At 37.1% G+C, this 13015-nt stretch carries 12 protein-coding genes; 2 read left to right on the plus strand and 10 right to left on the minus strand.

Features of this window, described 5'->3' with window-relative positions; translation table 11 throughout:
• Nucleotides 1–102: 102 nt before the first annotated feature.
• The 4 genes from MHH70_RS07100 to MHH70_RS07115 form a co-directional block, all read right to left on the minus strand.
• A complete protein-coding gene (locus MHH70_RS07100; RefSeq protein WP_066169689.1) occupies nt 103–549 on the minus strand; it encodes a YlbF family regulator in 447 nt (148 codons plus the stop codon).
• Between the two features lie 76 nt (nt 550–625).
• Complete coding sequence (locus MHH70_RS07105) at nt 626–1588, minus strand: D-glycerate dehydrogenase (RefSeq protein ID WP_342472909.1); 963 nt, start codon at nt 1586–1588, stop codon at nt 626–628.
• 188 nt (nt 1589–1776) lie between these two features.
• The gene (locus MHH70_RS07110; RefSeq protein ID WP_066169684.1) at nt 1777–3234 is read right to left on the minus strand and encodes a UDP-N-acetylmuramoyl-L-alanyl-D-glutamate--2,6-diaminopimelate ligase; all 1458 of its coding nucleotides are present in this window, start codon (nt 3232–3234) and stop codon (nt 1777–1779) included.
• A gap of 47 nt (nt 3235–3281) precedes the next feature.
• Nucleotides 3282–4358, minus strand: coding sequence for a CAP-associated domain-containing protein (locus tag MHH70_RS07115; protein ID WP_342472911.1), 1077 nt, complete (start codon nt 4356–4358; stop codon nt 3282–3284).
• Nucleotides 4359–4738: 380 nt separating this feature from the next.
• Between MHH70_RS07115 and MHH70_RS07120 the strand changes: the two genes are divergently transcribed.
• Nucleotides 4739–5095: a YugN family protein gene (locus tag MHH70_RS07120; RefSeq protein ID WP_066169678.1), complete on the plus strand. Its 357-nt coding sequence runs from the start codon at nt 4739–4741 to the stop codon at nt 5093–5095.
• A gap of 140 nt (nt 5096–5235) precedes the next feature.
• On the opposite strand, the gene MHH70_RS07125 is transcribed toward MHH70_RS07120, so the two are convergent.
• The gene (locus tag MHH70_RS07125; RefSeq protein WP_342472912.1) at nt 5236–6159 is read right to left on the minus strand and encodes a DMT family transporter; all 924 of its coding nucleotides are present in this window, start codon (nt 6157–6159) and stop codon (nt 5236–5238) included.
• Between the two features lie 453 nt (nt 6160–6612).
• Between MHH70_RS07125 and MHH70_RS07130 the strand changes: the two genes are divergently transcribed.
• The gene (locus tag MHH70_RS07130; RefSeq protein WP_066169673.1) at nt 6613–7092 is read left to right on the plus strand and encodes an Lrp/AsnC family transcriptional regulator; all 480 of its coding nucleotides are present in this window, start codon (nt 6613–6615) and stop codon (nt 7090–7092) included.
• A 228-nt stretch (nt 7093–7320) separates the two neighbouring features.
• Here MHH70_RS07130 and ctaG read toward each other — a convergent pair whose 3' ends face one another.
• From ctaG to coxB, 5 genes are all read right to left on the minus strand, one after another.
• Nucleotides 7321–8235 (minus strand): cytochrome c oxidase assembly factor CtaG, encoded by a 915-nt coding sequence (gene ctaG, locus MHH70_RS07135; RefSeq protein WP_066169671.1) that lies wholly within the window; start codon nt 8233–8235, stop codon nt 7321–7323.
• 179 nt (nt 8236–8414) lie between these two features.
• Entirely contained in the window at nt 8415–8756 is a 342-nt protein-coding gene (locus MHH70_RS07140) for a cytochrome C oxidase subunit IV family protein (RefSeq protein ID WP_066169666.1), read from the minus strand.
• A gap of 1 nt (nt 8757) precedes the next feature.
• Nucleotides 8758–9393: a cytochrome (ubi)quinol oxidase subunit III gene (locus MHH70_RS07145; RefSeq protein WP_066169663.1), complete on the minus strand. Its 636-nt coding sequence runs from the start codon at nt 9391–9393 to the stop codon at nt 8758–8760.
• Nucleotides 9393–11333, minus strand: a complete 1941-nt coding sequence (locus MHH70_RS07150; protein ID WP_066169660.1) for a cytochrome c oxidase subunit I — start codon at nt 11331–11333, stop codon at nt 9393–9395. The genes MHH70_RS07145 and MHH70_RS07150 overlap by 1 nt, the downstream gene beginning before the upstream one ends.
• A gap of 36 nt (nt 11334–11369) precedes the next feature.
• Entirely contained in the window at nt 11370–12437 is a 1068-nt protein-coding gene (gene coxB / locus MHH70_RS07155; RefSeq protein WP_107942224.1) for a cytochrome c oxidase subunit II, read from the minus strand.
• Nucleotides 12438–13015 lie beyond the last annotated feature (578 nt).

Genomic DNA, 13015 nt, shown 5'->3' on the forward strand with positions numbered 1-13015 from the left:
GACTTTTGAAATAGCCTCTTTGAATCTATGGTTACAGCAAGTACACTAAAAAAATTAAATAAAAAAACCGTAGGGTGAAAAATCCCCCACGGATAGGTTGTTTTATGCCGAGCAAGAGCAGCTTCCGCCCGTGCCGCAGCCTGCGCCACAGCTACTACCACTATTAAAGAACGGATTGCTAACTGGCACCTTCACTGCTTCAGAAACCGAGCGTCCTATTATTAAACTAACTTCGTCTAATAAATCCTGCACATCATTTTCAGCAAGCTTTAAAGCCGCAATACGATCATCAAGATCAAGTGCACGCTTTTGTTCTCGTATTTTCTTCATAATTGTATGATAATCTGGGTGATACTTACCGAAGCGCTGCACATCCTCATAATGCTCCTTCATTCGCCCAAATGCTTGAATTTGACTAGCTAGCTTGCCATCTGTATAAACGGCTGTATATGCATCCTTCAGCCTTTTTACTGGGTCTGAGGAAAGAATCATTGCACTTAGCTCATCCGCTTCATCTAAAATAAATGCCCATTCAGAAGTCATTAACATTCTTTTTTCCTCCAGTCTGTCATTATCATAACAGAAATATAGATTGTATGGAATTGGAATGATTTTTCAATCCGAATTAATTGATTCTATTCAACACCTGTTCTCCCCGTGCATATGCACATAGCGCTTGAACATTTAAGTTCATCATTGCTGTTCTCGTTTGCAAGGAGGCACTGCCGATATGCGGTAAGGCCACAACATTCGGCAATGTTAACAGGGGATGCTGTAAATCAACTGGCTCTTGTTCAAAAACATCTAGACCTGCTGCCCATAGCTTTCCATTTTTTAATGCATGATAAAGAGCTACTTCATCAATAATGCCCCCACGAGCCGCATTAATTAGTACAGCATCATCCTTCATCAATGCTAGCTCCCGTTCCCCAATCAGCCCTTTTGTTGCCTCGCTATAGGGTGTCATTAGCACGATGAAATCAGCTTCCTTTAATACATCCTCAAATGCCCTATAATGAAAACCGTATTGCTCTTCAACAGCTATTTTTCGACTGCGATTATAATATAACACTTTCATATTAAAGCCTAATGCTCTTTGCGCTACAGCTTGTCCGATGCGTCCTAAGCCGATAATACCAATCGTCGCCCCTCCTACATCTTTACCAACAAGCTGTAAAGGATACCAGCCTTCCCACTGTCCTTCCCGCAAATAACGCTCTGCCTCTGGAATTCTTCTAGCAGTTGCTAACAGCAAAGCAAACACTAAATCAGCAGTTGTTTCCGTTAGAACATCTGGTGTATTAGTTGCAATAATACCTCGACCGCGTAGCGCGTTTATATCAATATTATTAAAGCCCACTGATAATGTGCTTACTATTTTTAAATTCGGTGCATGTGCTAAAAGCTCTGCATCCACTTTATCAGCTAATGTCACCCACAAAGCCTCACAATCCTTAACAGACGCCAATAGCTTTTGGCGCGGCATGCTAGCTTCCTCCTCACGCCATTCGGCAATATCATAATAAACGCCTAACGGCTCAACAATATGAGCGGGTAATTTGCGCGTAATTAATAATTTCTTTTTCAAATAAAAAACCTCCCCATTAAGCACATATTAGAGCAGAAATTAAAAACAAGCAAAGATACTCTGAATATTTAGATATTTCCCGATTTATTTAATAGATTCAGAAAGGGCTCCCCGAAAAGATATACCTATTTCAGACAGCCCTAGCTTCTATAATCAATTACAAAAAGAAGTAATTGTACTTTTTTTCATTATTCCGCAGTGCCTTTGATTTGCAAGGCGTTTTCTGCACATGCTTTATCTGAGAATGGAATGGTTGTAGAGCCAATGGTTTGCGTTTGCTCATGACCCTTCCCTGCAATTAGCACAACATCTCCCTGCCTCGCCTCGCGTATCGCCTTTTCAATTGCCTGTGCCCTATCCTCTATTTCCTCATACAACTGCTCGCTATAAAAGCCCGCCTTTATTTGAGCATTGATTTCTGCTGGCTTCTCACTTCTTGCATTATCTGTCGTCAAATAAATTTTATAGGCATACGTAGAGGCAATTGTCCCCATTTTACGCCTTTTATCCTTATCTCTTTCACCACCGCAGCTAAAGACTAGGCGCACCCTTTCTTGCTTTAATGCTTGAAGCACCGCCTTTAAGGCTGCGGGTGTATGTGCATAATCAATGATAATGCGCAAACCTTGGTCATTCTCTACTTCCTGCATGCGTCCCTCCGGTAGCCTCAAATGTAGGCATCCCGGAATAAGTTGGGCTATATCAAAGTTTAAGACATACAATGCGGCAAATGCAGCCATTATATTTTGAATTTGAAATTCGCCTACAAAGGGTAATATTAGTATATGTTCCTCTCCTTTGTATTGTAGACAGCATGTGCTATGCCCTTCACTTTCAGTTAGTAGTTGCCATTGCATATCAACTCGTCCCTTTGAGCCGAATAGCATTGTTTTTTTCTTTAAATTGATTCCAACAGAGCGGCTGAATGGATCATCTCCATTTAAAACGACATTTTTCGCCAAAACGGCAAGTCGCTGCTTCGCTTTTTTATAATTTTCTAATGAGCCATGGTCTTCAATATGCTCAGCTGATAAATTTAAAAAAATGCCGATATCAATCGCACAATCATCTAATCGATGGTGTGCTAACCCCATTGAGGATGCCTCTAAAATTGCATATCCCACACCTTGCCGTACCGCCATTTGAAAGATTTCCTGCAATTGCTTTGCTTGCAATGTCGTTAATGATTCATAGGAGGTCAACCAACGTTCGCCATTTAAAAAAACCCCGTTCGTCCCAATGACGATGCAGCTTTTCCCTTGTATTTGTAGCATTTGACTAATAAAATGACTCACTGTCGTTTTGCCATTCGTTCCAGTAATCGCAATAACAGTTAAAGCTTCCGCTGGGAAATTCCGCAATTTCGCACTTGCAAACGATAAAAATTGCAAGCTATTTGGTACCCATACAATCGGAACAGTAAGCTTTAAATCGAGTAATGTATCATCTTCAACAACGACAGCACTCGCCCCATTATTAATTGCTTGCTGTAAAAACGACTTGCCATTAAATTTCTTTCCCTTTCGCAGCACGTAAATATAACCTTGCTGAATATTTTGAGCATAATCCTCTATACCTGTTACTTGCACTCGAATTGAGCCTTTCACGATACATGGCCAATCTTTTAACAATTCAGCTAGCTGCACACTTAGTTCACTCCTTTTCATTACTGTATGAAAAGAAGCTATAAATGCTACTGCATGCCAGTTACATCTCGACTATTTTTGGTTATTAATATTTGCGTATAATAGTCCATATATGCGCCACTTCCTATATGCGTAAAGCTCTCATCAAGCAATACTTTTCGGTGCTCCTTAGAGTTTAACCAACCATGCATCACCTCAATGACGTCGATATAAGTTGTAGCGATAATTTCACTTGCTGACTTAAATTGAATATCTAAAGCGCCCAAGCGGTCCTTCAATGAAATATCTGTATTCTCAGTTTGCTGTGTAGTCATACTTTGTAAAAATAAATTTTCGCTATTTTCCATAGCTAAACTATTAAGCGCTGGGTCATTAACAAGTGTTAATAAGTCGTAACGTTCCCTGAAAACATTCGTTAAATCCGCAAGCTGTGCTGCATTTGCTTGATGAATATACAGCTGATTATAGGAGGAAGGAGCTGGCATATGAATGATTTCCCCTATAAATTGCATTTCATAAGGCTTATGTGTAACAAGCGTTTCCTTGTCTAAAAATCGAATACCTATTAATTTTTCGGTATCTGTATCAATATATAGCTGGGCAAAAATATCCTCGAACTTCACTAATATCCGACTGTGCAAATCATAATCATTCATCGCAAACATATAAGTGTTATCTCCAATATTTGCTGTCACTTCAGACTCGATAATTGTCATACGATAAATATCTCCTAGCATTTGTCCAATTTCATAAGGAGCAACATTCATATTCAAACTATTTGTATAAACTTGTACGACTTTATCATCAGCTATACCAAACATTTTAAATCCATCTTTATTATTATAAATCCACCATTTATAATGAAACGGTGTTTTATCAATGCGCGTAGGACGTCCGTATGTAGATAATATCGTCTTACTTGTTTCGCCTATATGTGTCGATAAGCCTTCAATAGGACGCGTTAAAGCATCGCCGTTATCTACAATGGCATTTTCCTCTAAAATTGGTTGTTGCACTATGTTTGGCCCTTCAAGTGGATCATGCTGCTTCGCATTAGGACCTGCATAGTAATAGATAATGCCTAAAAAAGCGATGATAATTAAAATACGGAAAAGGGCTTCCATTTCTACCTCCTCATCTTCAATTCTTATTCATCATTATAGCAAATCAATTACGCCTCGACTAACTCTCGTCCAGATTTTTTCGGGCTGTTTGGCGGAAGTCAGCCTAAAACTTTCACGTTCTAAGACAACGGTTAACTAACCTGTATCGCACGGATTTCTCTTCAAAAATTATGACATCCCCGGAGGCCAAAACGATGTTGTTATCTTAGTATGTGATGTTTTAGCCTAAATTCCTATTTTTCAGCGAATGTCCAAACACTGGCTGAAAGAAGTTAAAGCAAGCTTGACACAATGTTGTCATTGCAACAAAGCTAAATTTGCTCTATTATAAAATGGAGCATATATAAGTATGTACGATTTTTTTAGAGGAGGATTATACAATGCATTTTGAAAACACAAACCTTGAAGACGTAGTAGTTGATCAACAAGTGTTGACAAGAGTTTTAGAAAAACACGGCTTAGAATGCCACGGTGCTTGGGATTATGACCGTATGACTTTCGATCGTCGCTTTGATGTACGTGAAGGACGCTATTATTTACGTTTATTCTGCAGCGCTATTTCAGGCGATGTAGGCGCATACGATGCAACTTTAAAATTACACAAACCTGCAATTGGTAAATATTACTACCCACATGGTGTAGAATACACAGATGAAGTATTCCCTGCTCATTTAGTAAAGGATTGCGAAAAAATCTTAGCAGACGTGCGCAAAGATTTAGCTGAATTTGGTATTTAATTTTTTTGCGGTGAGTAATCGCAGGAGCACTTACTTTCTGTACCAGTCACTTCGCTTTTGGTACACAAATATCTAGCATAAAAACAGGGGCTGTTTGAAGAGGTATACCTCTTCAAACAGCCCCTTTCTGACAGCCATGCTCATTTATGGTGTGGCTGCAACTTTTTAAAATGATAACTATTTTGTAAAGAAGTCTTGCTTTGAAAGCGAGAAAATAAATAGCAGCCTCCTATAACGAGAAGCCCCCCGATTCCTTGTAGCCATGTTAATTGCTCACCTAAAAATAGAAAAGCCAAAATAGTCGTAAAGATAGGGTTAAAATTTAGAAAAACGCCTGCAGTTGTAGCTCCTAGTTTTTGTACACCAATATTCCATAGCAGCATGCAAATAACCGTTGAAACGATTCCTGTATAAAGCAATGCCTGAATAAAGGACATATTGATATTTGTAACAGAAAAGCTTGAAATATTAAACGGCAATAAAATCATAAGCCCAAAAATACCAGCATACAGCGTACATATTAATGGCGAAGCTGTTTGCATTGCCCATTTACTACAAATAGAGTATACGCCCCATACACATACTGCAACAATCATCCACAAATCTCCCGAGTTAAAATTGAGAGAGAGCAACAGTTCAATTTTCCCTTGCGAAAGCACTAAAATAACACCGAAAAACGAAAGTAAGATGGAAAGTATTTGTAGAAAGTTTATTCTTTCTTTTAAAAAGAGAAATGAAAAAATTGCAATTGATATCGTATTCAATGTAGAAATTAACCCAACATTTGTTGAAGTTGTATGCTCTAAAGCTATAAACTGAAAGATATTAAATAAAACGACACCAGTAATGCCCATTATAAATAAAGGCAATAATGCTTGTCGTGGAGGAAATAACCTTTTTTCTTTCCACCAGACGATAGGAAGAAGACATATAACAGCAATTAGCCATCTTAAACTTGTCAAAGTTAACGGAGAAGCATGCGCTATAAGTGATTTGCTAACAACAAAATTCCCTCCCCAAAATAAGCTTGTAATGAGCAATAACACTACATAGCGTTTAGGCATAGTATTTAGCCCCTTTCTTTTCAACGCTGAAAATAATCATATTGTATCGGTCTGGCAAGTGAGCTCAAAACCAGACAAATTATATTTATTAATTATTGGCTCTTTACCAAAATGTGAGCTTGACTATATATACCGTTACAGGTGGACGCTTTCTGCGGGCGTGGCTTCAACTAATTTTTTTCCGCATGTACCGAAAAAAATTGATTTTCAGCTCACGTTATTTCCGCTAGAGTCGCCACCTTTCACTCCATATATAGTCAATTAAATTGCAAGCGCATATTTTAGTGTTGACACTAATTATTATAATTGATTTATACATAACGCAAAATAACATTCTTTCATAATCAATAAAAACAAAATAAAATTAAACAAAATATGATATTGATGATATATCATTCAAAATATATACTGGATACATAGCATATTACGAACGATTATTAAGGGGGCAATAGGATGGAATCAGCTATCAGCAAAGTATTAGATGCAATTGATATTGAAATTTTAGACTTACTTCAAAAAGAATCGCAAATTAGTAATGCTGAATTAGCGAGGCGCGTTAATTTATCATCACCAGCTACACATGCAAGAATCAAGCGACTAGAGAGCGAAGGCTTTATTGAACGACAAGTGGCAATTTTAAATCAAGAAAAGCTCGGATTTGATTTACTTTGCTATATTTTTATTAGCACAAATATTCATCAATCAGAGCTATTGGAAAAAATCGAGAATGCTTTAGCCACAATGTCTGAAATATTGGAATGCCACTGCTTAACTGGTGAACATGATTATTTATTAAAGGTCGTCATTCGTGATAGAAAAGAATTAGATTATTTCATAAGAAAATTAAATAAGCTCGGTATATCAAGAATCCAAACAAATTTATCATTAAGAGAAGTTAAAAATTCAACTATATTACCAATAGGAAATAATTAATTTTTATAAAATGATACTTTAATTAGTAGGGATTTTTTCCTCATCTCCCACTTCTCCTTAGCATATTTTCACTCAAGGGGTCTTTCTGCCTGTTAATGCGGGATAAAAATAAAAAATCCCTCTAGCATAATTTTAACTAACATTTTGCTAAAGGGATTTACTTATTTTATTAATTTATGCTTGCTGTTAAACCTGCTAAAATACTAACAATGCCAACAAATTCCTTTATTATTCATATTTCACCTTTTGTTGGAATTCTTTTAAAGCATTCGCTGTAATTTCATCTGAATTTTTACGTTCACTATTCCACCACTTTCGGAAAACACTCACTAAAATAAACGCAAAAATAACTTCCTGGATAATTTTCATTAATACACCGCCAAGCTGTTGATCGCCAACAGGTGTCATTGATGTAAACAGCTCAGGTCCTGATAATGATAAACCTGATAAAGTTGATTTCGGCACACATAACTCCATCGCCCTCAACCACGCTTCACCATCTGTATACGTTGCATATAACGGTGCTGATGCAAAAATAATTAACCCACAGGCAGGTGTGATTAATATAGCGTTACCGATAATATAAGCAATTTTATAAAGCGGTTTTAACTGGTGCTGCCCTTCCACATTGTTGAATACTGGCCAATACATAAAAAGAGCTGCTAAAAATAAAATAAATGTAAATAAACCGTGTGTTGTTTCATCAAGCTTAATTCCATCGAAAACAAGTGGAATATGATATACCGAAAATAGCCCAATGAAAATGAAAATGGCAACGACAGGTTTCGTTACTACTTTTACAATCGGTTTAATAACAGGTGCATTCACTACGACGCGCCATATCCACCACGGAATACCTTTAATTAGTAATATTGGCGCCAATAGTAGTAAAAATGCCATTTGTGTCATATGCACTGTAAACATAATATGCCCCAACAAATCAAGTGGTGAACCTTTGATGATATAAAGTACAATCATCGCTAATATAAAATAAATAGCCTCGCTTTTTTTTAAAGGCTCACTTACCTTAAAATCCTTACGCCATGTGACAGTTACTAAAAAATATACAATCGTTAAAAATACTAAAACACCTATAAAATAAGGACTCCATAATGCTTGAAATCCAAAAATACTTAATGGCATAGCTACCGCACTCCTTTAGCTTCAATACTTCTATTATAAAGTGTCGCTAGCTATTACATCAATAGATGAACTATGACAATTACAGTAATTATTAATTAGATGTATAAAAAACTCGAACAACGGAGCTATCCGAAAAGATAGCAACTTGTTCGAGTTTTATTTTACTTACAATTTCTTAATTACCACCAAATAATTGTTAGGAAGCAAAGGAAGAATGTAAATGCGATGAATGCACCGCCCCACATGTAGAATGAAACTATTCCAATATGGTGAGTATTTTTATCTTCCATATGCATGAATGAATATAGCTGTTGTACTACTTGCACACCTGCAAGTAAAAGTACAACCGGTTTAACAAAGTTTGGAGCAAAGTCAGCTATTGCTGAAGCAAATGCTACAAATGTTAATAAAATCATTATTGCGAATTGCGTTACTTGTTGACGCATTTTCGCAGCATTTTCTTTACGATAATACTCTTGCTGAACGTGAGAACGAGCTTCGAAATGTGTATCGTGTGCCATATTATCCTAACACTCCCATCAAGTAAACTACTGTAAAGATAAATACCCATACAACGTCAATAAAGTGCCAGTATAAAGAAGCTATAAAGTACTTTGGTGCGTTATATAAGTTTAATCCACGCTTCATATTACGGAAAATTAAGCTTGAAATCCAAAGTAATCCGATAACTACGTGAACACCGTGCGTTCCTACAAGCGTAAAGAATGCAGAAGAAAACGCTGAATGTGAATAGCTAAAGCCCAGATGTACATAGTGATAGAACTCATAAATCTCTAGACATAAGAAGCTTAAACCTAAAATAACGGTAATTCCCATCCACGTTTGTACACCCTTGAAATTAAAGTTTTTCATATGGTACATCGCATAAACCGATGTTAACGAAGATGTTAAAAGAATCATTGTCATTGCGAATGCTAAAGGTAATTCATACAACGCTTGTGTTGAATACTTTGCTAAATCCATGCTAGCAGGACCAGAGTTTTTCAACGCCAAATATGTTGCGAAAAGACTTGCAAATAAAACTACTTCACAGGCAAGGAAAATCCAGAAGCCTACGACTTTGTTTTTTCCTTCCATCGTTGCTTGTTCAGCATGCGCAGGCCAGTTTTGAGGAGTGAATTTAGTATTTAAATCCATTATTTATTACCCCCTTTTTTACCTGTTGCACGGTAATGTGCTAAATCTTTTTCTGTTGCTTCAACTTCTGCTTTTGTTACGTAATAACCTAGGTCATCTTTTGCAGAACGTGTAATCATTGCTACAACCGTCATACCAATACCAAATATTAATAAACCTACAGATAATGCTGGTGATATACCCTTTGCTGTGCCTGCAATTACTTGGTCACCCCAAGGGCTATACAATGCACCAAATCCAGCAATAAACATTCCGATTGACATAACTAACGGTAAAATTGAGTTGTTCGGCATATGAATATCGCCTAGTGGCTCTGCATATACCATCCCCTCTTTATTACCTTCATGTTTCTCAATCCAGTATGGGTCATAACCACGCACAAGTGGCGTTTGTTTAAAGTTATAGAATGGTAGTGGTGTTTCTAATGCCCATTCTAAAGAACGTCCATCGCCCCAATAGTCGCGACGGTTTACTGGCTCTGACTTGATTGATAATAGAACGTTAAGCACTAATAAAATAACGCCGATACCCATCATAATCGCACCGATAGTTGAGATTAAGTTGAATAAATCCCAACCTTGATTAGGCATAAATGTAAATACGCGACGTGGCATACCCATTAAACCTAAGAAATGCTGTAAGAAGAATGTTAAATGGAATCCAATAAAGAATATCCAGAATGTTATAACTCCTAGTTTCTCACTTAATACACGGTTAAACATAATTGGCCAGTAGAAATGAGCCGCTCCGAATAAAGCCGTTACGATACCACCTACGATTACGTAGTGGAAGTGGGCTACGATAAAGTAAGAATCATGTAATTGGTAATCAAGTGGCGCAGCAGCCATCATAACACCTGTTACCCCACCCGCTACGAATGACGGGATAAAGCCTAATGCATAAAGCATTGGAACCGTTACTTTAATTGAACCGCCCCAAATTGTTAAAATCCAGTTAAATACTTTCATACCAGTTGGTACAGCAATTGTCATTGTTGCTACGGCGAAAATCGCATTCGCTGTTGCACCAAGACCTACTGTAAACATGTGGTGAGCCCATACCATGAACCCTAAAAATCCGATTAAAATTGTTGCGAATACCATTGAAGAATATCCGAATAATCGTTTACGAGCAAATACCGGAATAATTTCTGAGAATAATCCGAACGCAGGTAATACTAAAATATAAACTTCAGGGTGACCAAAAATCCAGAATAAATGCTCCCAAATAATTGTATTACCACCCATCAAATGATCGAAGAAGTTAGCTCCGAACATACGATCCACTAATAATAAGAATAAACTTACAGTAAGTGGAGGGAAAGCGAATAAAATTAATGTACTAGATACTAATGTAGTCCACGTAAATAGTGGCATACGCATAAATGTCATACCAGGTGCACGCATCGTAATAATTGTTACGATAAAGTTAATACCTGAAATTAATGTACCAGCACCAGAAATTTGTAAGCCTAGTATATAGAAATCAATACCATGACCTGGTGAATATAAAGATAATGATGCGTAAGAAGTCCATCCTGCATCAGGTGCCCCACCTAAGAAGAATGATAGGTGAAGAAACACTGCCCCTAAGAAGAACAGCCAAAATCCTAATGAGTTTAAAAATGGGAATGCTACGTCACGCGCACCTATTTGCAAAGGTACAATGGCATTCATAAAGGCAAATAGCAACGGTGTTGCTGCTAAGAATAACATCGTTGTACCATGCATCGTTAATAGTTCGTTAAAAGTACCCGCCGACATGAAAGTACTTTCAGGGAACATAAGTTGGAAACGCATAAATAACGCTTCAAGTCCGGCAATCGCAAAGAATAATGTACCGGCAGCTAAATACAAAATGGCAATTTTTTTATGGTCAACTGTCGTTAAAAAGTCCCATACTTGTGCGCCAAAGCTTTTTTTCTGTGCAACAGAGCTCACAACTTTAACCTCCTTCAAAGTTTCTATCTCTTGTTATTATTTTTCTACAGATAGTGTCATTAAATACTCAGCGATAGCTTGAGCTTCTTCTTCTGTAACGTTATACTTGTCAGTCATTAAGTTACCTGGCTTGTAGTACTCTGGGTCCATAATCCAATCTGCTGTTTTTTCAACAGTGTGGTCCATGAAGCCAGCTACACGGTTACGGTCTCCAAATGTTGTTAAGTTCGGTCCGAATGCACCTGCTACACCAACACCTGAAACAGCGTGACAGCCTAAGCAGCTATTTGCAAACGTTGCTTCACCTAAATCTGTTGATTCAGCAGAAGCTGTATTGCCCTCAGTAGCTTTCATAGAAGCTACCCATGCATCAAATGCCTCAGGGCTTAGAGTTTTTACTTTAAAGTCCATTAAAGCATGTGATGGTCCGCAAAGCTCCGCACATTTTCCGAAGAATACACCCTCTTCAAGGTCCTTAGATTCCTTTTCAAAATCTAAATAGAATTTGTTTAAGTTCTCAACGTTCGTATCCATTTTCCCACCTACAGCAGGAATCCAGAATGAGTGTTTTACATCTGCCGCCATTAAGTTAAAGTAAACTCTTTCGCCAGTCGGTACTACAAGCTCCTGTGCTGTTACGATTCCTTGGTTAGGATATTCAAACTCCCACCAATATAGCTTTGCTGTAACATTCACAGTTAAAGCTGTTTTCTCACCATTTTCATTTACATCTTCCATTGCTGAAACATCCGCAAATTTATAAGTAGCAGAAATTACAGGAATAGCGATAATGATTAATAAAATAATCGGAATAACTGCCCAAATCACTTCTAATGTGTGACTACCTTCTACTTGTTTCGGCATTACATTTTCACCGACTCTTGAACGACGGAATCTGAAGAATGCAAGTAAGTAAATTATCGACACAACAACGACTACGATTGTCATAATAATTGTTGTGAGCATTAAAAGATTGAATTGTTCTCTTCCGACAGAGCCAGCTGGTCTCAAAGTGGAAAGATGCTCTTCACCACAAGCGGCAAGGAATACTGTCATTACTGCTAAAAGTGAAAATAGACGCCATTTTTTAAGCCCTTTTATCATAGCCTAATTAAACCCCTCTTTCTTTATTGTATTTCCATGTGTAACTCGGACTGCGATTCTCCATAGAAAAAGAATTCTTAGCTAGTTGCTTAGTGTGACGATAACATCTCTTTATCGCACATTTTAATTATACAAACACCTTCTTCAAGTGTGCCCTAAATACGCAACTCGTATAAGTCAAAATATTCTTTAACTATAGCACCTGAACGACTATCAACTTAATCCTCATATTCCATCACATGTCAGCACTATTAAATGCTATAATTACAAAATTTCGCTTACATCGAATTAACAACTTTAATAATGTTACATTTGTTATATCCTTAAAACTTTTCATAATAAATGACTATCACATTTTTTTCTCTTGCTGTGCAGTTATTTATTTAAACGCTAAGAACCAGTCTAAATAAATGCGTGAAACGATTGAAAACGTTTTAAGTTTTTTTATCTACAATTGCAACATAATTGAAAACTGCCTTTCATTTTTGTAAGCATATTCCGCTAATATAACTATAGCGAAATTTCCGATTAATTTCTAGACGTTTGGTGAAATTTCAATGAAGAATGCGTGAAAGGTC

The sequence above is a fragment of the Metasolibacillus sp. FSL H7-0170 genome (genome assembly GCF_038593115.1).
GTDB classification, from domain to species: Bacteria; Bacillota; Bacilli; order Bacillales_A; family Planococcaceae; genus Metasolibacillus; species Metasolibacillus fluoroglycofenilyticus.

Excerpts from the sequence above, each read along its gene's own strand:
- MHH70_RS07100 (WP_066169689.1), bottom strand. The coding sequence starts at position 549 with ATGTTAATGACTTCTGAATGGGCATTTATTTTAGATGAAGCGGATGAG.
- MHH70_RS07115 (WP_342472911.1), bottom strand. The coding sequence starts at position 4,358 with ATGGAAGCCCTTTTCCGTATTTTAATTATCATCGCTTTTTTAGGCATT.
- MHH70_RS07120 (WP_066169678.1), top strand. The coding sequence starts at position 4,739 with ATGCATTTTGAAAACACAAACCTTGAAGACGTAGTAGTTGATCAACAA.
- MHH70_RS07125 (WP_342472912.1), bottom strand. The coding sequence starts at position 6,159 with ATGCCTAAACGCTATGTAGTGTTATTGCTCATTACAAGCTTATTTTGG.
- MHH70_RS07130 (WP_066169673.1), top strand. The coding sequence starts at position 6,613 with ATGGAATCAGCTATCAGCAAAGTATTAGATGCAATTGATATTGAAATT.
- ctaG (WP_066169671.1), bottom strand. The coding sequence starts at position 8,235 with ATGCCATTAAGTATTTTTGGATTTCAAGCATTATGGAGTCCTTATTTT.
- MHH70_RS07140 (WP_066169666.1), bottom strand. The coding sequence starts at position 8,756 with ATGGCACACGATACACATTTCGAAGCTCGTTCTCACGTTCAGCAAGAG.
- MHH70_RS07145 (WP_066169663.1), bottom strand. The coding sequence starts at position 9,393 with ATGGATTTAAATACTAAATTCACTCCTCAAAACTGGCCTGCGCATGCT.
- coxB (WP_107942224.1), bottom strand. The coding sequence starts at position 12,437 with ATGATAAAAGGGCTTAAAAAATGGCGTCTATTTTCACTTTTAGCAGTA.